General features: G+C 52.2%; 20 protein-coding genes. 12 read left to right on the top strand and 8 right to left on the bottom strand.

Annotated features, from left to right (window positions below):
• Positions 1 to 36: 36 nt before the first annotated feature.
• Together PAGR_RS11260 and PAGR_RS11265 are read left to right on the top strand one after the other, a co-directional pair.
• Complete coding sequence (locus PAGR_RS11260; protein ID WP_013025782.1) at positions 37 to 345, top strand: YdgH/BhsA/McbA family protein; 309 nt, start codon at positions 37 to 39, stop codon at positions 343 to 345.
• 286 nt (positions 346 to 631) lie between these two features.
• Positions 632 to 1,732 carry an NADH:flavin oxidoreductase/NADH oxidase gene (locus PAGR_RS11265; protein WP_014605839.1) on the top strand — a complete coding sequence of 367 codons (1,101 nt, stop codon included), beginning with the start codon at positions 632 to 634 and terminating at the stop codon, positions 1,730 to 1,732.
• A 29-nt stretch (positions 1,733 to 1,761) separates the two neighbouring features.
• Here PAGR_RS11265 and PAGR_RS11270 read toward each other — a convergent pair whose 3' ends face one another.
• Positions 1,762 to 2,436: a hypothetical protein gene (locus tag PAGR_RS11270; RefSeq protein ID WP_014605840.1), complete on the bottom strand. Its 675-nt coding sequence runs from the start codon at positions 2,434 to 2,436 to the stop codon at positions 1,762 to 1,764.
• Between the two features lie 142 nt (positions 2,437 to 2,578).
• Positions 2,579 to 2,971: a VOC family protein gene (locus PAGR_RS11275; RefSeq protein ID WP_014605841.1), complete on the bottom strand. Its 393-nt coding sequence runs from the start codon at positions 2,969 to 2,971 to the stop codon at positions 2,579 to 2,581.
• A 67-nt stretch (positions 2,972 to 3,038) separates the two neighbouring features.
• Between PAGR_RS11275 and PAGR_RS11280 the strand changes: the two genes are divergently transcribed.
• The 4 genes from PAGR_RS11280 (at position 3,039) to PAGR_RS11295 (ending at position 6,808) form a co-directional block, all read left to right on the top strand.
• Positions 3,039 to 3,635 carry a GNAT family N-acetyltransferase gene (locus PAGR_RS11280; protein WP_014605842.1) on the top strand — a complete coding sequence of 199 codons (597 nt, stop codon included), beginning with the start codon at positions 3,039 to 3,041 and terminating at the stop codon, positions 3,633 to 3,635.
• 475 nt (positions 3,636 to 4,110) lie between these two features.
• Positions 4,111 to 4,566, top strand: coding sequence for a hypothetical protein (locus tag PAGR_RS11285; protein WP_014605843.1), 456 nt, complete (start codon positions 4,111 to 4,113; stop codon positions 4,564 to 4,566).
• A gap of 722 nt (positions 4,567 to 5,288) precedes the next feature.
• Entirely contained in the window at positions 5,289 to 6,002 is a 714-nt protein-coding gene (locus tag PAGR_RS11290; protein WP_014593707.1) for a bacteriorhodopsin, read from the top strand.
• A complete protein-coding gene (locus PAGR_RS11295) occupies positions 5,999 to 6,808 on the top strand; it encodes a Brp/Blh family beta-carotene 15,15'-dioxygenase (protein ID WP_013025775.1) in 810 nt (269 codons plus the stop codon). Before PAGR_RS11290 ends, PAGR_RS11295 begins: the two co-directional genes overlap by 4 nt.
• A gap of 284 nt (positions 6,809 to 7,092) precedes the next feature.
• On the opposite strand, the gene ycgZ is transcribed toward PAGR_RS11295, so the two are convergent.
• Entirely contained in the window at positions 7,093 to 7,344 is a 252-nt protein-coding gene (gene ycgZ, locus PAGR_RS11300; protein ID WP_013025774.1) for a regulatory protein YcgZ, read from the bottom strand.
• A gap of 310 nt (positions 7,345 to 7,654) precedes the next feature.
• Here ycgZ and PAGR_RS11305 point away from each other — a divergent pair, with 310 nt between their 5' ends.
• From PAGR_RS11305 to arsC, 3 genes are all read left to right on the top strand, one after another.
• Positions 7,655 to 8,008, top strand: coding sequence for a metalloregulator ArsR/SmtB family transcription factor (locus PAGR_RS11305; RefSeq protein WP_013025773.1), 354 nt, complete (start codon positions 7,655 to 7,657; stop codon positions 8,006 to 8,008).
• Between the two features lie 90 nt (positions 8,009 to 8,098).
• A complete protein-coding gene (locus tag PAGR_RS11310) occupies positions 8,099 to 9,382 on the top strand; it encodes an arsenic transporter (protein WP_014605844.1) in 1,284 nt (427 codons plus the stop codon).
• A 49-nt stretch (positions 9,383 to 9,431) separates the two neighbouring features.
• Complete coding sequence (gene arsC, locus PAGR_RS11315) at positions 9,432 to 9,860, top strand: glutaredoxin-dependent arsenate reductase (protein ID WP_014605845.1); 429 nt, start codon at positions 9,432 to 9,434, stop codon at positions 9,858 to 9,860.
• Positions 9,861 to 10,270: 410 nt separating this feature from the next.
• On the opposite strand, the gene PAGR_RS11320 is transcribed toward arsC, so the two are convergent.
• The 3 genes from PAGR_RS11320 to PAGR_RS11330 are packed head-to-tail and all read right to left on the bottom strand — an operon-like array spanning position 10,271 to position 12,535.
• On the bottom strand, positions 10,271 to 11,374 hold the full coding sequence (locus PAGR_RS11320) for a M20 peptidase aminoacylase family protein (RefSeq protein ID WP_014605846.1): 1,104 nt from the start codon (positions 11,372 to 11,374) through the stop codon (positions 10,271 to 10,273).
• Between the two features lie 17 nt (positions 11,375 to 11,391).
• On the bottom strand, positions 11,392 to 11,859 hold the full coding sequence (locus PAGR_RS11325) for a YjiG family protein (RefSeq protein ID WP_013025769.1): 468 nt from the start codon (positions 11,857 to 11,859) through the stop codon (positions 11,392 to 11,394).
• Positions 11,852 to 12,535, bottom strand: coding sequence for a nucleoside recognition domain-containing protein (locus PAGR_RS11330; protein WP_014593702.1), 684 nt, complete (start codon positions 12,533 to 12,535; stop codon positions 11,852 to 11,854). The genes PAGR_RS11325 and PAGR_RS11330 overlap by 8 nt, the downstream gene beginning before the upstream one ends.
• 374 nt (positions 12,536 to 12,909) lie before the next feature.
• Here PAGR_RS11330 and PAGR_RS11335 point away from each other — a divergent pair, with 374 nt between their 5' ends.
• Entirely contained in the window at positions 12,910 to 13,806 is an 897-nt protein-coding gene (locus tag PAGR_RS11335; RefSeq protein WP_014605847.1) for a LysR family transcriptional regulator, read from the top strand.
• A gap of 191 nt (positions 13,807 to 13,997) precedes the next feature.
• Here PAGR_RS11335 and PAGR_RS11340 read toward each other — a convergent pair whose 3' ends face one another.
• A complete protein-coding gene (locus PAGR_RS11340) occupies positions 13,998 to 14,720 on the bottom strand; it encodes an SDR family oxidoreductase (RefSeq protein WP_014605848.1) in 723 nt (240 codons plus the stop codon).
• Between the two features lie 98 nt (positions 14,721 to 14,818).
• On the opposite strand from PAGR_RS11340, the gene PAGR_RS11345 reads away from it, so the two are divergent.
• Positions 14,819 to 15,718 carry a LysR family transcriptional regulator gene (locus PAGR_RS11345; RefSeq protein ID WP_014605849.1) on the top strand — a complete coding sequence of 300 codons (900 nt, stop codon included), beginning with the start codon at positions 14,819 to 14,821 and terminating at the stop codon, positions 15,716 to 15,718.
• 196 nt (positions 15,719 to 15,914) lie between these two features.
• Positions 15,915 to 16,388 (top strand): VOC family protein, encoded by a 474-nt coding sequence (locus PAGR_RS11350; RefSeq protein WP_014605850.1) that lies wholly within the window; start codon positions 15,915 to 15,917, stop codon positions 16,386 to 16,388.
• Positions 16,389 to 16,525: 137 nt separating this feature from the next.
• On the opposite strand, the gene PAGR_RS11355 is transcribed toward PAGR_RS11350, so the two are convergent.
• A complete protein-coding gene (locus tag PAGR_RS11355; protein ID WP_014605851.1) occupies positions 16,526 to 16,912 on the bottom strand; it encodes a hypothetical protein in 387 nt (128 codons plus the stop codon).
• Positions 16,913 to 17,048 lie beyond the last annotated feature (136 nt).

The raw sequence follows: 17,048 nt of genomic DNA on the forward strand, positions 1-17,048 counted from the left end.
GTGATGCCGTTATTTCAGATATTCAGGAGCACGAAAATGAAAGCACTTGTTCAGGATATTTTGTCTATCTTCTCTCCTCAGACCGTTAGCCCTGTGTTTATCCGTACAGGTTTGTCTCAGGATGAAAAAAATGCCATCAAGCCGATGGGCGTGACAACCGTCACCTGGGCGACATCGATGGAAGAAATCACGGATGCCCTGCTGCGCAAAGCAACGGAGGCCGGTGCTGTGGGCTATCACATTACCCACGTTGATTCCCATAAACCGGGTAACGATCAGCAGCATATTCTGGAAGCCACCGCGACGCTGTATGCGCTTGACGAGAAGGCGTTGCAGAGAGCTTGATTGTGACCGATCACTCTTCGCAATGCGTTATTAGCCACCCTGAACCCTGCTGTTATCTTCGGCAATAACAGCAGGGGTTCCCGTTTTCCCCTGCTTACGCAACGTTATCTCATTTTTTTCAGGCCGTGATCGCTTTACATATTCTGCCTGATCTTCATGTTTCTTATGTATGCTGTAACTAAATAAGGCTGTTCAATAAATTGTTACTCTGCCAGAAGTACGCGTTTGCTCATCAGCCACTATAGTTTTCAACACACTTTCCCCCTGCGCCGACAATGAGGTTTTTATGAGCAAGCTCTTTTCCCCTTTCTCTCTGGGTGAGTTAACCCTGGATAACAGGATAGTCATTGCGCCAATGTGTCAGTATTCGGCTGATGAAGGCAGTGCGACCGCCTGGCATCGTATTCATCTGGGCCATCTTGCCTTATCGGGTGCAGGCTTGTTGATTATTGAAGCTACCGCCGTTGAGGACATCGGCCGGATCACCTATGGCGATTTAGGCTTATGGGACGATGAAACAGAAACGGCGCTGAGCGAGGTTCTGCAGGATATTCGTCAGTACTCAGATATGCCGATCGGCATTCAGCTCGGCCATGCCGGGCGTAAAGCATCCTGCACCGTTCCCTGGGAAGGTGGCGAACAGATTGCGCCTCAGGATGGCGGCTGGCAAACCCTGGCCCCTTCTGCCCTGTCGTTCAGTGATGGCGAGCATCTTCCGCTAGAGATGCAGGCCAGCGATCTCGAGCGCGTTAAAAATGCTTTTGTCGCAACGGCAAAACGCGCGGTTCGTCTGGGAATAGAATTAATTGAAGTTCACGCCGCGCATGGCTACCTGCTCCACCAGTTTCTCTCTCCCTTATCCAACAAGCGAAGTGATGAATACGGCGGCTCGCTGGAAAACAGAATGCGTTATCCCCTGGAAGTGTTTCATGCGGTACGTGAAGCCGTACCCGCAGAGATTCCGGTTGGGGTGCGTATTTCGGCCAGCGACTGGGTAGAAGGCGGATGGGATGTCGGCCAGTCCATTGCCTTCTCTAAGCAGCTTGAATCCCTGAACTGTGCCTACATCCACGTATCCAGCGGCGGATTGTCGGAACAACAGCAGATTAAGGTCGGGCCAAATTACCAGGTTCCTTTTGCACGCGACATCCGCCAGCAGATTGGCATTCCGGTGATTGCGGTAGGCTTAATTACCGAGCCACAGCAGGCTGAAGATATTTTGCAACAGGAGGAAGCCGACCTGGTCGCCCTGGCGCGCGGCATGTTGTATAACCCACGCTGGCCATGGCACGCCGCGGCCGAATTCAATGCCAATGTCAAAGCACCGCCGCAGTATCTGCGCTCAGAACCCCATGGCGCGAAAGGAACGCTGACGCAGGACGAATAACTGACCCTGGCCGCAACCCGGTTGCGGCCTTAACGGTTAGCCTGCTGGTGACACTGCAGCAGCGCCAGATGCGGACCTGACAGGGGCTGACGTTCAGGCGGAAACTGCTGCGCAACCGGTGCCATCGAACTCTGTGCCAATACCACCCGCTCTGCGCCCTGCTGCCAGGCATGTTCCACCGCTGTACGTACGCAGTGAAAATATCCCGCTCCATCTCCCGCTTTAAAGCGCTGCCAGGCTTCGGGAATCAGGCGGATGTCCGGCGTTTGCCCATCGGTACAGAACAGCGCACGCGTTGCGCCAAGCGTGGATTCTGCCGCACAGAGCACCACCGTTTTCTTTGCGCTCTGATGCACGGCTTTTGCCAACATGCCGTCGGTACGCCAGACAGCGCAGGGTTGTCGGGATGAGGTAAAGGCTTCGGAAACCGGCCCTAATGTCGAGCAGGTGATCAGAATGACATCGAAGTGCGGTTGCAGATCCCGTAACAGAGCAACCAGCCGCTCGTGCAGTCCTGCGGTCAGGCCGCCGCTGGCTTCAGCTTCAGCCAGCAGGTGCGGCATGACCAGATGGCTGAGCTGCAGATGGCCCAGCTCAAGCTGACGGGCAGCATCGTCAAAAATGGCGATATTGCTGGCGGCGGTATGTAAGCAGGCAATATTGATCACGTGTTGGCTCTTACGCTGAAAGATGTCCCTCATCATGCCACGCGTTTACCCGGCCACCAAGCCCTTGCCAGCCTGACATATTTGGCGGTTTTGCGTCAGTCGTTCACGTTAACCGCACGCTCACTACTTGCCCCCTGTGACGTCAGGCAGGTTCAAGGGATGAGGCTGAAAAAGAGGACTACAATCGCCAGGTGCCGTGCTGAAGCACCGTACGATAACCGTCTTTATCCTGGAAGGTAGCGCCGTTTTCCGCCCAGTAGGGATTAAACGATGTTACGCGCGTAAAACCTGCGCGGGTCAGGCTGAGGCAGCGTTGCTGCCAGTCCGCTTCACTGGGCAAATACAGCACCAGAAGATCCTCGGCTGTTGAAGCCGGTTTGACGGGATGGTGATGGCAGTGGGTAAATTCCAGATGCCAGGAAAGGGTTTCATCGCCCAGCATCACCCCACTAAATCCCTCGTGATCGGTGAATTCCCCAATGGGCATCAGGCCCAGGCCCGAACAGTACATTGCGCTGCTCTCGGCTAAATCCGTAACGGGTCGGGCAATACGCAATTGCTGAATCGTCATCTCTTTTCCTCGTCGGGTAAACGCGCTAATAATATGCCATTCAGATGGCCTTACACTGAGGTTTATAGTGCATCTTCAGACCCCGCGTTTATTGCTCAGAGCTATGCGCCCTTCCGATGACAAGGATCTGTTCAGGATTTACGGTGATCCCGCGACCAATACGTTTAACCCGGCAGGCCCTTATCCTGACCTGGCTCACGCGCAAAAGGTGCTGGCCGACAGACTGCGATCGTACCAGCGTTATGGCTATGACAGCTGGGCGATAGCAACCCAGGATGCACCGGATACCCTTATCGGTTTCGGCGGGCTGAGCGTTCGCATTCACGGTGACGAAACCATTCATAATCTTGGCTATCGGTTTGCCACCAGCGCATGGGGTAAGGGCTACGCTACGGAGCTGTCGCGCTTTGCGCTGGAGTATGGTTTTCGCGAACTGGGGTTGGATATGATATCAGCCCGGGTAAGAAGCCATCATCAAGCCTCTATCCGCGTGCTGGAAAAAACCGGGTTGCGATTTCTTAAAGAGATTCATGATGTGGATAATGCGCCGCCCAGTCTGTTTTATTCGATCACACAGCAAGCATGGCAGGCGCTGGTGGCAGCAGATAATGCGGCTGATATTCACGCTCGTTGCCTTTGCAATGACGCACAGCGCCTTCCCTGACCATCAGGCTCAAAGCGGCCCGTCTCAATAAAGCCTTTCTTTTTGTTAAAGGCAACCCCCTGATGATTCTGTTCATCAACATCAAGTTGATTAACGCCCTGATCATGACTGGCCTGTTGCAGGAGTAATGTGTATCTCCCCCACGGGATGGCATCGACAAAGCGCATCTCTGCAAAATTTCCACTGGCTCTGGTAAACCCGATGATTGAGCCGTCATGACTACAGACGGAATACTCACTGACCCGAACCATAAAGGACTGGCTGGACAGAACGACAGATATGAAGTGGGCCAGTATAGATGCGGAGCGGCAGGTATCGTGATGATAAAGCCGAAGGAAAACGCAGGATGATTAAATCTCGCTAATTATAATTAAGCAAACATTAACTTTTTCAGCCCCTTAGTGCCCTTTTATATGGAATTTCGCGCCGGAACTCCATATAATTTATTAATAATGGTTAAGTATAAGGGTCTCTGATGCAACTTATAAAAACTGAATACTCTCTCAATTCCGGTTATCCGATTGTCAGGCGCACGCTGAAGGACAAAAAGAAACGAGTGGAACAACCTGGTTTCGGTCCTGAGTCTTGCTGTGCAGTAGTCGAGTACAGGCTTCGGGGGAATATTCGTTATGCGTTCGGAAACAGTCGGATGCAGGTAAGCATGCCACCAGGAATCTATACCCATAACTGGGTCAGGCTACATGGCGAAATGGCGGCGCTAGTTGCCGCGATAGACCGCATCGAGCGCTATTCCACCGATGATGTAATACCCATCACGGCTGCCTATATTGAATTGCGGCCCTGCGAGGCCAATTGTATGCAGGCACTGCGTAATATTCTGCCTGAGGATGCTCGCGTCTATTACTCTTTTGAACATCCCGCTCAGGTTGACGAATGGAAAGTAAGTGCCAACGAGCTTTGTCGCGTTTGAAATTTTCCACCAAAACATTTTCCGGGCAAATCAGAAACGATATCCCCATAATTTATGGTGACGTAGTGGGTGAATGAAAACGCAGACATTTCCATTAAGAGCTACCCCGCTGGTTGCTCTCAGACAAAATTGCACTGAATTCATGTCCGCTCTGTGTCAAGAGCGGACATGACTAAAATCGCGATGTATTTTCAATGAGAGTAGGTCACGACCGCCATATTAAGCCAGCTGAATTCTTTTAGAAATCATGCCAGCGACGTAGTAACGACCTGTTATTATACAAATTGCCAATTAACACAGCGCCATTGACCTGTTTGGAAACCTTGTCCTTAACTTAGTACAGTGTTTTATTTTCTCTAGCGAATAATATAATTCTTTCTCTTTCATATTAATTACCTTCAAATTCCTCAAGACCAAGAAAACAATTTAACCACATAATATTAAAAGAAAAAATAAAATGGTCCCATTTTTTTATTGGATACAAATTGTTAAAAATGAAAGTTAGTGAAACAGATTTTTACATTTATCCCTCCGGACTCGACGAATAAAGAATCACTTATTCAATGTATTTCGCCGAAGTTTCCGTCCACACTGTTGCATCATTAGCAATTTGAACGGCACGTCATATACTTTATGCATATTCTCATTCGGAATATAAAAAGATTTCAATTTATGGCAGCGCAAACGGCCCTGTGAGGGCGTCTGTGCAAGGAGAAAGTATTATGGATCAAACCGCATTTTTGATCGGGTTTTCGGTCATGGCACTTGCGTCATTGGTGATTTATGCCTCAGGCAAAAAAATATTCCCCCTCCGGCATCATACGTTAATGCATGCCTCGGTCCCTTTTATTGCGGCAACCGCTTATCTGGCAATGGCATTTGGTTTCGGTAATCTGGCGACCGAAAGTGGCAGCATCGTTTATCTCGCCCGCTATGCTGACTGGTCCGTCACTACACCTGTATTACTGGCGGGGCTGGTTATGGTCGCCTTTCATGAACAGAGTAAACCGGGTGAGATGGGTGGTTTTTTAACGGCTATCATCATTCTGGATGTGATGATGATTATTACCGGTCTGGTCTCTGCACTGGCGACAACGTTCGCCGCAAAATGGGTGTGGTATCTCTGGTCCTGTGCTGCGTTTCTTGGCGTGGTTTACCTCCTGTGGGGACCGCTGCGTACGATTGCCGCTGGGCGCGGCAGGGCGATGGCGGTCGCTTACAACAAAAACGTCGCATTGCTGACGGTGGTCTGGTTTATCTACCCTATCGTTTTCCTTGTCGGTCCGGAAGGATTAAAAGTCATCACCGACCCTGCGTCCGTATGGGCATTCCTGGTTCTTGATATCATCGCCAAGGTGTTTTACGCCTTTTACGCTGCATCCAGTCTTGAAAAAGCGCTGCGCCATTCCACATCAGATGGTGCTGTGCGGGTATGAGTCTGCGGCAAACTGCCAGCTGGACAGGACTGTGGGGGGCAGCGCTGGCTGCCTCTTTCAGTCCGCTGCGCGTACAGTTAATGTTTGCCATAGTAGCAATAGGTGTGATTGGCATGGCACACGGTGCCAGCGATCTGGCAATAGTAAAACGCGGGCGTAAGTTGCCATTCCTGGCGGCTTATGGCGTGATCATCCTGCTTTGCCTGTTCTGGTGGCACTGGTCGCCGGCACTGGCATTACCCGGTTTCTTGCTGGCATCTGCGCTGCATTTTGCCCTTGAGGATGCGCCAAAGGGAGGGATGTCAGAGCGCCTTGCCAGAGGAGTCAGCATGATAGCGACCCCAGCCTTCTTCCACCTGCGAGAATACAACATCATCCTTCACCAGGCAGGACTGACACCCTCACTGCTCAGTTCCGTGACGTTTTTCATGGCTAACGCGGGCGCACTTTGTACCCTTAGCCTGGTTATCACCGGATTGATTCGTCACGATGTGCGGCTCATTACCGGAACGCTGGCCTTGCTGATCCTTCCACCTTTTGTCGGCTTTTCCATGGGTTTTTTAATTCTGCATGCCCTGCCGCAAACCCGGTTACGTCGAATTCAGTTGGGTTATGCTCATTACACAGGTTACCTTTATGCGACCTGGCCGGTGCTTTTAGCGGCAATTCTGCTGGCGGCCGTGACAACCTGTATCATGTACCCCTCTAGTGACGCAGACATTAAATCGCTATTTGCTGCGCTCGCATCTCTCGCTATTCCTCATATGCTGATTACTCCGTACTTTGAGCCAGGTAACAGTGAATAATCTCAGAAGTAACAGGTACGCTTCGCAGTAAGCAGAGAGTTAACTGGCGTCAGCATATAAATGTCCGGTTTTGAGACATGATAACCAGGGGGTATCACTTTTCGATGTAACCACTGCGCGCGTTTCAGCGTTCCCCTGAATATCTCCAGGCCACGGCTCTGAACGTGTGCGTAATGACGGCGTAAGATTATGCCTCAGGAATTATGCAGCGGCAAAAGCGGTCAACGTGAGGGAGATGAGTGGGAAAAACGAGTATTGGGGTTCAGCCTGGCAGTCGTAGGGCATCAGTTCCCGGCTTTAGGGCCGAATAAAATACGAAGGAGTTCACAGTAGTGCTGCTCTTCTTCTGCACTTCCTGCCAGTTCCAGGCGACGGACAAGCTTGCTACAAATGGCCGTGCGGTTCAGGCTTTTTCCTGCGCGAAGGATTTCTGACGCAATGCTTCCCAGCGTTTCCTGCTGAGTAGGCAGTGACGCACTGTCGAAGTAGCGTGCAATGGCGCTCATGGCGTCGGGCTTGGAGGCGTTTTTGTACAATATCAGCTCTGGGAACGCGATTTAAGGGTTTACTGTTACTTGTTTATAAAGTTGTAGGCTTGATATCAGCTGTTGAAGTGTATTTTAGGAAACGATCGTTCTCTTTAGCAAAACGTGCCTTTACGCAATATGATTTAATCCCCTTTACCGAATCGTAAATGATCCCTGGCCTTACTGTGCAGGTAAACCCTGGACGGAATATCCGAAGATGAGCCATGGGTGAGTCAATACATATGAATTAGCAAATATGTTATTGACTCGCCGTAGACAGACAGCAACAATGTCTTCTGTTCCGTAATCAGGAGTCAGCATGCCTCAACTTCAGCCTCTTCAGCTTTTCAAAAATTTTTCGGATGAAACACGCCTCAGTCTGGTACTGCTGTTGCGTGAAAAAGGCGAGCTTTGCGTCTGTGAACTCACGTCAATCCTGAGGCAAAGTCAGCCTAAAATTTCACGGCATCTGGCACTGCTCAGAGACAGTGGTCTGCTTATTGACAGGCGTGACGGCAAATGGATTCATTATCGGTTGTCACCACACATGCCCGCATGGGCTGCTATGGTGATCGAGCAGGCTTACCTGTGTCAGCGCGATGACATTCTGCAACTCAGCCAGCAGGCTGAAAGGAATAACGCGACCACCAACGGCAAGCCTGTCTGCATTTAAAAATTTACTCAAACACATATGATTTTTCATATCTGTTTGCAGGGCTGTCTTACGTCCTGTTTACCAGACTTTGTATTAAAAGGAAAAAGTATGTTTCTGGCAGGCGCTATATTCGTCCTGACACTGGTACTGGTTATCTGGCAGCCAAAAGGGCTGAGTATTGGCTGGAGTGCTGTTATCGGGGCTGCGCTGGCCCTGCTGACGGGCGTAGTGCATTTCGGCGATATTACGGCCGTCTGGCAGATCGTTTGGAACGCGACGGCCACGTTTATCGCGGTGATTATCATCAGCCTGCTGCTCGATGAATCTGGTTTTTTTGAGTGGGCTGCCCTGCACGTTTCCCGATGGGGTGGCGGTAAAGGCAGGCTGCTGTTCACATATAGTGTTCTGCTGGGTGCGGCAGTGGCGGCCTTGTTTGCGAATGACGGGGCGGCACTGATCCTGACGCCTGTTGTCATTGCCATGCTGTTGGCGCTGGGCTTCAGCCCCGGCGCAACGCTGGCGTTTGTGATGGCGGCAGGTTTTATCGCTGACACATCCAGCCTGCCACTCATCGTATCGAACCTGGTTAACATCGTGACGGCGGACTTTTTTAAGCTGGGATTCAGCGAATACGCGTCTGTCATGATGCCGGTCAACATGGCATCCGTGGCGGCCACGCTGGTTATGCTTCACTTCTTCTTCCGTAAAGACATCCCGGTCGCCTATGACATGGCAAAACTAAAGGTACCACGGGAAGCCATTCGTGACGTGCGAACCTTTAAAGCCGGATGGCTGGTTCTTTGTCTGTTGCTGACCGGTTTTTTTGCTCTGGAGCCGCTCGGCGTTCCGGTCAGTCTGGTTGCTGCGGTCGCGGCATTTATTCTGTGGCTGGTTGCCCGTAAAGGACAGGTGATTGATACTCGTAAAGTCCTGAAAGGCGCGCCCTGGCAGATCGTCACCTTCTCGCTGGGTATGTATCTGGTGGTTTATGGCCTGCGCAACGCCGGACTGACGGATTACCTCTCGTCCGCCCTGAACGGGTTTGCAGAGCATGGTGTATGGGGCGCCACATTCGCTACCGGTTTCCTGACGGCCTTTCTGTCATCGGTGATGAACAACATGCCTACCGTCCTGATTGGCGCACTGTCCATTGATGGCAGCACGGCTGAGGGTGTGGTGAAAGAGGCGATGATTTACGCCAATATCATCGGTTGCGATCTTGGCCCGAAAATCACCCCCATCGGCAGCCTGGCGACCCTGCTGTGGCTACACGTTCTGGCGCAGAAAAATATCACCATCAGCTGGAGCAACTACTTCCGCGTGGGCGTTGTGATGACCCTGCCGGTACTTTTTGTCACGCTGGCGGCGCTAGCCCTGCGTCTTTCTGTTTAACCTATACAACGTGACTGCGCCAGCGCAGCCCCGTAACGGAGTGCCATTTATGACTGACATCACCATTTACCACAACCCGGCCTGTGGGACGTCGCGTAACACCCTGGCGCTTATCCGCAACGGTGGCGTGGAGCCGACAGTGATTTTATATCTGGAGACGCCCCCCTCCCGCGACGAGCTTAAAAAACGGATAGCGGATATGGGGATCCGCGTGCGCGATCTGCTGCGCAAAAACACAGAGCCGTATGAACATCTGGGGCTGGCCGAAGATCGGTTCAATGATGATGAACTGCTGGATGCTATGCTGGCTCATCCTGTCCTCATCAACCGTCCGATAGTCGTGACGCCGCTCGGCACAAGGCTCTGTCGTCCGTCTGAGGCCGTTCTGGGCATTCTGCCTGAGCCACAGAAGGGAGCGTTTACGAAAGAGGATGGCGAAAAAGTTATTGATGAGTACGGCAACCGGATCGGTCACTGATTTTTCAGCGTTTTGCCGACAAGCAGCAAAAACATAGCCGACGCTTTGTCCCGTATTTACCCTGTGGCGCACGACAAAACAACCCGATTCGCCATTTCAGGCAGAGGCGTTCGGTTAGGCATTCGTCGCCATCTGTGCCACCAGCCCCATCCGGTAACCGATATCGCTAAAGAGAGTGAAATTGGCCCCCCGTGACGGTGACGGATACCGGTGCCCTCCTCCCCGGCAGACAGCAAAGCCCGCCGAAAAGGAACGTTTACGCTTGGGTACAAGTCACGGGGCCACTCACCTGAAAAGGATGCCCGTAACGGCTTCACTATGATGGCCGCGAACGTCGGACGGCATTGTCGGCTCTGTCTTCTGCAATACTGATATCCGACGAGCACGGCACGTCACTGTAATGCTGATCGTCAGCCCAGCACATCCTCTACACAGGCCTTAAACACTTTCACTCCCAGCGCCAACGCATCGCGGTCAAAATGCATCTCCGGATGATGCAGGCCGGGCGTCAGGTTGGCGCCCAGTCCCCAGAAGCCGCCTTTGATTTGAGGCCGAAGACGCAGATAGTGGAAGAAATCTTCACTGCCTGGTGTCGATTTAGCCGCGGTGAGGCCGGTTTCGCCAAACACACTGCGGATAGCACGTGTGATGACCGCTGTTGCCTCGTCATGGATAATCGCGGCGGGCATCTCTTTCAGAATGCGAATTTCCGCGCGCGCACCATACGCGGCGGCGCTGCTCTCAATCGCGCGTATCACCTGGGGTTTGAGGCTATCCATCGCTTCGTTCTCTGCGGCGCGCAGATCCCAGCACACCTGCGCGCGATCAGGAATCGAGTTGGTCACGCCCGCATCGCAGAGAAAACGCGTCGCTTTCGCGCTCCATGTCAGCGAGGGCGCAAGATGAATGCCGTTTACCGCCTGCACCGCATGGGCGGCGGCATCCAGCGCGTTAACGCCTAAGTGCGGGCGCGCAGCGTGCGCCGCTTTGCCATGAAACATCACTTCCACCGTGGCGGACGCGGAGTAGTACATTGCCGGCACGGCCTGGCCCATCGGGCACTCCTCCAGCGGGCGCAGATGAAAGCCAAGCAACATATCAACATCATCCAACACGCCGCCTTCGGTCAGGGCTATCGCGCCGGTGCCTAACTCCTCAGCAGGCTGGAAGATCAGCTTCAGCCTGCCCTTTTTCACTCGCTCCTCAGCCATCACCTCCTGGGCCGTGGTCAATACGACGGTGGAGTGACCATCGTGCCCGCAGGTGTGGCGCGCCACATGTTTGCCGTCAATGATATGCCCCAGCGCATCCATATCGGCGCGCAGCGCTAAGGTCGGGCCGGGCTTACCGCTGTCCAGCACCGCGACAATACCGGTGGTGTTATTAACCTGGCGCGTGACCTGGTAGCCTGCCGCCTCCAGCACGCCCGCGATGTAGGCGGACGTCTTGTACTCTTCGAACCCCAGTTCCGGGATCTGGTGCAGGTAATTAAAGTGCTCAAGTGTAGGTGACACGTCTTACTCCTTAATGCTCAGGCAATAACGCGCATAATCAACATGGCGATTACGGCATTGAGAATGCTGACCGCCATCAGTAGCGGCCAGTACTTTTTCGGTACATCGGCCACGCCCAGCAGGCGCCCCATGTACTGGAGTTGCGAACCCATCAAAAAGATGGCGGGCGCAAGAATCGTGATCTGCCCGATATCAAGCTGGCCTTTGCTCAGCAGGCTGATGGCAACGCCGGTTCCGGCAGATGACGAGAGCCAGGCGGTTAACAACACAGTGATCGCCTCACCGGGCAGGCCGAATAGCCCCATCAGCGGTGCGCACACGTGGCCAATAATCTGCATCACCCCTAACAAATTAAGCATTTCGGCGATCACGTAGGCCATTAATACATTCGGCATCAAATTATTAATGGCAATATTAAAACCTTTGCGCGCACCAATTACGAAAATATCAAACGGATTACTGGAGACTTTTGCCTGATTACTCATTGTCGAAATCTCGCTTATAAACAGTATTTAATGCCAGTCGCACCACGGCTGCGCCAACGAATTTAAGCACAAACATTAAAACCAACGGAATAATAATCGGGATGGTGAGTGAAGCGAACATCGCCGAGCCGATAGAAAAATAGTTATTAATCAACCCGGCGCCGGAGTATTGCCAGGATCCCATAATCACCACGTCTTTGCGGGTGATCTTTTTGCTGTCATAGAGCTCTTTCGTTAATGCCGCGCCAGCATCGGTACTTTGCAGGTCGGTAATCAGCGCAAGGCCGGTATAACCCGGAAGGCCGAGCAGTGGTTTTAACAGCGGCGTGAGTAATTTATGTGCTGCGCGGATCGCGCCATAATGGGTGAAGATTTCCAGCAGGCCAAGTGCCAGCATCACCGTGGGCACCAGCGAAAGCGCGAAGAGGAAACCCGCTTTGGCACTGATGCCGCCGCTGCCGATAAAGGTGTTGGTTTCCGGCGTCTTCATGGTGCCGAACGCGCCGCCAAGCGTGGTGAAATCAAACGCGCCCAGCCATGCCATGCCGTCAACCTTGAAAAAGAAGCCTGAAAAGACAAGCAGCACGATGACCAGTGAGATCCACGCGCCAGGCCCGACGTTCCACGCCTCTGTGGCCTCTTTTTCTGGCTCATTCAGTGTTTTTGGTTCGCTCATATCATCTCTCTTTACATCTGTAAGGGAAAAGTCCTGATACTAAGCAGGATCCATGCCTGAATAGCCCAGCCGTAAAATAAATGCCTTTTATTAAGATTAATGGCGCAATAAAACCCCCTCGCTAAAACTCGCAAGAAATTTATTTTTTTGCCGGGAATTGCTATTTCATTACGCCTGCTTCGAATCGCAACAAAGTATTCCCTCACCCTTTTGGGGCGCATTGTTGGTGCAATAAGAGCACTTTTACTTTTTTATTTACGCTCTCTCAACGCCTGGCCATTAATTTGATTATCACTATTTAAACGGCTTGATAAATAGCCATCAAATGATGTTATTGTTGCTCTCTGGTCAACAGTAACGAGGAAGTGTGGCAGATGTTCCAGGATAAACAGGTGGGTTATCTGTATGAAGTCGGTAACCAGGGCGGCATTCGCCGCGCAGCAGATATCCTCGGCGTTAACGCATCCGTGGTCAGCCGGCAGATTGCCCAACTTGAACGTTCGCTGCAGCTTCCCCTGCTGGAACGGCGCGGGCGTAATGTGGTGTTGACCGAAGCGGGACGCCTGCTGGCGGCGGATTATTTTACCAGCCGTCAGCGGCGCGAAAAGCTGGAGAGTCAGCTTAAAGATCTGCGCCATATGCGCGGCGGGACGATTTCGGTGCGCATCGGCGGCGGCTTGATCACGGCGTTTATTGAAAGCGTCATGCGTGAGTTTGCCCAGTATTACCCGCAGGTGTTTGTCGATATTGTCGTGGGCAGCATGCAGGAGATGATGAACGATATCGTGAGCGGCGAAGCGGATATGGCGCTGGCCTTTGGCCCGATCGGCACACCGGAACTCAAGCGCCACAGCTTTCAGTGGGGGCCGATTTGTGCCGTCGTCGCGCCGCAGCACCCCATTGCCAATCGCGCCAGCATTACCATTGAAGAGTTGACCGCTCACCCGCTTATTGCCCTGACGGAGAACTTCGGCCTGCAGCGGCACATGAATGCGATGTTCAAAAGCCAGGGTTTGCAATTTCACCCGGCCTACCGATGCAACCTCTTCTCCACCGCTATGCACCTCAGCCAGGCGGGGCTCGGCGTCTCGTTTATGACGGCCTACGCCGCTGCCGATCCTATTCGCCAGGGCGCGCTTGTCGCCGTTCCACTCGACCACCCGATCGCCAGTAGCGCCCAGTGTCACCTGCTACGGAACTCGGACAGGCGCTTTACGCCCGCAGCTCATCATATGTGGCGACTTCTGCACAATGCGTTTCGTGACAAATAAATATTGAGATCCCTGTCTTTACTGAAGGCCACATTTTTTGAGATGCGTTCATGCTGATGGATGACTGTTGATAACAGAGATGTGCTTAACACCCAGCATCCACAGCGTCAGATAACAGACAGAACGTTACCCTATAAATGTTGCTCCCGATGTATTGAATGAAAAGTGCACATGACAGTTAACCTCAGGCTTCAGTTTGGCGACGCTGTGGGTCTGATGGTTATTTCTGTTGTGTCAACGTTTTCAGGCGCTTCAATAATGTGCCTTACGGCACGGGCAATATCCGCGGGTTTAAGGGCAACAGAACGGTAAGCGTCCATTGCCGCCATCGTTTCCGCATGGGTAATCGTCGACGCCAGTTCACTTTCTACCACCCCTGGATTGACACAGGTCACGCGGATTTTTGAGCTTTCCTGCCGCAGGCCATCAGAAATAGCCCGTACGGCGAACTTGGAGGCACAGTAGACCGCGGCGGTGGGTACGACAGAAAGGGCGCCAATCGAGCCAATATTGATTATCTGTCCGGAACCCTGCGCTTCCATCAACGGAAGTACGGCACCCATTCCCCACAGCACGCCCTTGATATTTACGTCAATGATGCGTTCCCATTCGTCCTGTTTTCCGGCTGCAAGCGGTGAAAGCGGCATAACGCCCGCATTATTGATGAGAACATCAACCCTGCCCCAGTTATCCAGCGCGGTCTGAACAAAGGCGGCCATGGATACCCGGTCTGTGACATCCAAGAAATGTGCTTGCGCGATACCGCCTGCGCTGCAGATTTCCGCTGCAATGGCTTCAATACGCGCCAGTCTGCGTGCTCCCAGTAACACCTTCGCGCCTGTCGCCCCTAACTCTCTGGCAATACCTTCCCCAATACCACTGGATGCGCCGGTAATTAATATAACCTTATTCATAACGTTCTCCTTCAAATGGGTTCGGAGAGAGAATAGGACGTTACGATAAGTTCAGGTATCCTGCTTTCAATGTACTCAGTGGTTAGCAGCATTAAACAATGAAAATCGATCTTAACCTTTTGCCCGTTTTTATCGCGGTAGCAGAAGAAGGTAATTTCAGTAAAGCCGCCGCACGGCTGGGTGTGACTCGTTCGGCGGTCAGTCAGGGAATAAGACGGCTTGAAGATACTTTCGGGACGATGCTTATCATGCGCACCACCCGCGCGGTTAATTTAACGGAAGCGGGAGAACGACTGCATAAATCGCTGTCATTACCTTTAACCGGAATTAACGCTGCGTTCGAAGAGATCGTTTCTGACCCTGCGCCACGTGGACTTCTCAGAATCGCGGTGACATCAATAGCGGAAGAATTCCTGTCAGGTCCGTTGATCGCTTCGTTTGCAGCGGCCAATCCGGCCGTGACGCTCGATATTGTTGTGACGGACGAAGAGTTTGATATCGTGGCTGCAGGTTACGATGCCGGCGTAAGGCTTGGAGAAGTCATTGAAAAAGACATGATTGCGGTTCCCCTGACCGGTGAGCAACGCGAAATGGTGGTCGCATCCCCTTCCTACTTCACTGCCAACGGCCTGCCTGTTCATCCGCGCGATCTTGTACATCACCAGTGTATCGGCTGGCGCCAGTCCCCGGATATTCCGCCTTATCGCTGGCCATTTGAAGAGAACGGAAGCGCGTTCGACCTTGCGATTGAGCCGCAAATTACCACTAATGATCTGCGTCTGATGTTGAGGCTGGCTCTAACCGGCGGAGGCATCACACTGGCCACTCAGGAAACGTTCAGGCCCTATATTGAGAGCGGTGAGCTTGTATCCGTACTTGATGACTTTCTGCCAACATTTCCAGGCTTCTATCTGTATTTCCCTCAGCGTCGCAATATGGCACCAAAGCTTCGCGCCCTGATTGACCACGTCAGGAAATGGCGGCAACAATCGACGTAAATTCCTGCACAGGTTCTGTTTCATATCAGACCCGCGTGTTGAAGAAGGGGCGGTGTTGGAGGTGGGTTGAATAACCCTTTACAGGGATGATGCTTCCGCAACGGCACCATAACAGGACGCAGTTTGTTCCATTCGACGTTTTCAGCGGCTCAAACCGGTCTTTGAGCTTGACCTAAACTTAACCTGAGCTTTTAGAATGCATGTTTTGCTACGCATTGGGCGGATTGGGTATATGAAAATAGTCGATGTTGGTTTTACGCACGTTGCATTCGCTGTCAGAGACTTAGATAAGAGCATTGCTTTTTATGAACGCTATGCCGGTATGGTTGTTGTCCACCGTCGCGAACCCAACGTTCCGGATGCACGTAAAGTGGCATGGCTCAGTGATCACAGCCGTCCATTTGCGCTGGTTTTGGTTCAGTCAGACAAGGTCACAGACACGCCCTTAGGTCACTTTGGGCATCTCGGCGTGGCATGTGCCAGCCGGGAAGAAATGGATAAGAAAATTAAAATGGCGCGCGCTGAAGGTGTTTTGCGTAAAGAGCCTGAAAATGCGGGTGATCCTGTGGGTTATTACGTTTTCTTCGCTGATCCTGATGGCAATACGCTGGAGCTTTCTTACGGACAGCGAGTGGGGCTTGAAGCCATTGGCAGCATGGCTTCTGATTAAAAGCCCGTGAACAAAAGCGATATTATTTCAGCAGGATGCGTGCCACCAGCTGTCCGGTGTCGTTCTCTGTCCACAAACGGTATTTGATGACTATGCTGAACGGATCATAAAGCCTGCATTCCCGGTGCTCAACATCGTTATTTTGCCAAAGAACGTCGCGCCATGATGTCTTGTGCATAACCTTCAATACCAATATGGTGATCATGACTGATCTGAGAGATAAAGCTCTGCAGGAATTCGGGTGTTGAGTGAAGCGTGTCGGCAACGAGGTTATCGAAATCGCGCTGGGTTAAGCGGTCATTTCCTTTTAGCGTCGAATGCTGAAGCACTGTATGCGCAGTAATTTCGAGAACGGCGCGTCGGTAATTATCAGTCAGCAGGACATCAAGATCTTCCCGCTTAATCTCAAATGCAAATTCATAAGTGATAAATCCCGAATCGACAGGGAGTGAGTAGACCAGTTTGCCCCCTTCCTGAACGACATGAGGTTCATAGCCTTCTCCCATAAGATGCACTGACTGCATTTCTCGCTCCTTTTTTGTCCTAAACTATTGAAGATGACTCGCTGAAATAACAACGTTTTTATGTCTTATCGGCTTGATGGCAGGCGGCAAGGTGCTCTGCATCCGTGCCCTTCACGCCCATAATGACACAGGTCTC

The organism is Pantoea ananatis PA13, from assembly GCF_000233595.1.
Taxonomy (GTDB): Bacteria; Pseudomonadota; Gammaproteobacteria; order Enterobacterales; family Enterobacteriaceae; genus Pantoea; species Pantoea ananatis.

Coding starts and splice junctions, on each gene's coding strand:
- PAGR_RS11260 (WP_013025782.1), top strand. CDS start 37: ATGAAAGCACTTGTTCAGGATATTTTGTCTATCTTCTCTCCTCAGACC.
- PAGR_RS11265 (WP_014605839.1), top strand. CDS start 632: ATGAGCAAGCTCTTTTCCCCTTTCTCTCTGGGTGAGTTAACCCTGGAT.
- PAGR_RS11270 (WP_014605840.1), bottom strand. CDS start 2,436: ATGATGAGGGACATCTTTCAGCGTAAGAGCCAACACGTGATCAATATT.
- PAGR_RS11275 (WP_014605841.1), bottom strand. CDS start 2,971: ATGACGATTCAGCAATTGCGTATTGCCCGACCCGTTACGGATTTAGCC.
- PAGR_RS11285 (WP_014605843.1), top strand. CDS start 4,111: ATGCAACTTATAAAAACTGAATACTCTCTCAATTCCGGTTATCCGATT.
- PAGR_RS11290 (WP_014593707.1), top strand. CDS start 5,289: ATGGATCAAACCGCATTTTTGATCGGGTTTTCGGTCATGGCACTTGCG.
- PAGR_RS11295 (WP_013025775.1), top strand. CDS start 5,999: ATGAGTCTGCGGCAAACTGCCAGCTGGACAGGACTGTGGGGGGCAGCG.
- PAGR_RS11305 (WP_013025773.1), top strand. CDS start 7,655: ATGCCTCAACTTCAGCCTCTTCAGCTTTTCAAAAATTTTTCGGATGAA.
- PAGR_RS11310 (WP_014605844.1), top strand. CDS start 8,099: ATGTTTCTGGCAGGCGCTATATTCGTCCTGACACTGGTACTGGTTATC.
- arsC (WP_014605845.1), top strand. CDS start 9,432: ATGACTGACATCACCATTTACCACAACCCGGCCTGTGGGACGTCGCGT.
- PAGR_RS11325 (WP_013025769.1), bottom strand. CDS start 11,859: ATGAGTAATCAGGCAAAAGTCTCCAGTAATCCGTTTGATATTTTCGTA.
- PAGR_RS11330 (WP_014593702.1), bottom strand. CDS start 12,535: ATGAGCGAACCAAAAACACTGAATGAGCCAGAAAAAGAGGCCACAGAG.
- PAGR_RS11335 (WP_014605847.1), top strand. CDS start 12,910: ATGTTCCAGGATAAACAGGTGGGTTATCTGTATGAAGTCGGTAACCAG.
- PAGR_RS11340 (WP_014605848.1), bottom strand. CDS start 14,720: ATGAATAAGGTTATATTAATTACCGGCGCATCCAGTGGTATTGGGGAA.
- PAGR_RS11345 (WP_014605849.1), top strand. CDS start 14,819: ATGAAAATCGATCTTAACCTTTTGCCCGTTTTTATCGCGGTAGCAGAA.
- PAGR_RS11350 (WP_014605850.1), top strand. CDS start 15,915: ATGCATGTTTTGCTACGCATTGGGCGGATTGGGTATATGAAAATAGTC.
- PAGR_RS11355 (WP_014605851.1), bottom strand. CDS start 16,912: ATGCAGTCAGTGCATCTTATGGGAGAAGGCTATGAACCTCATGTCGTT.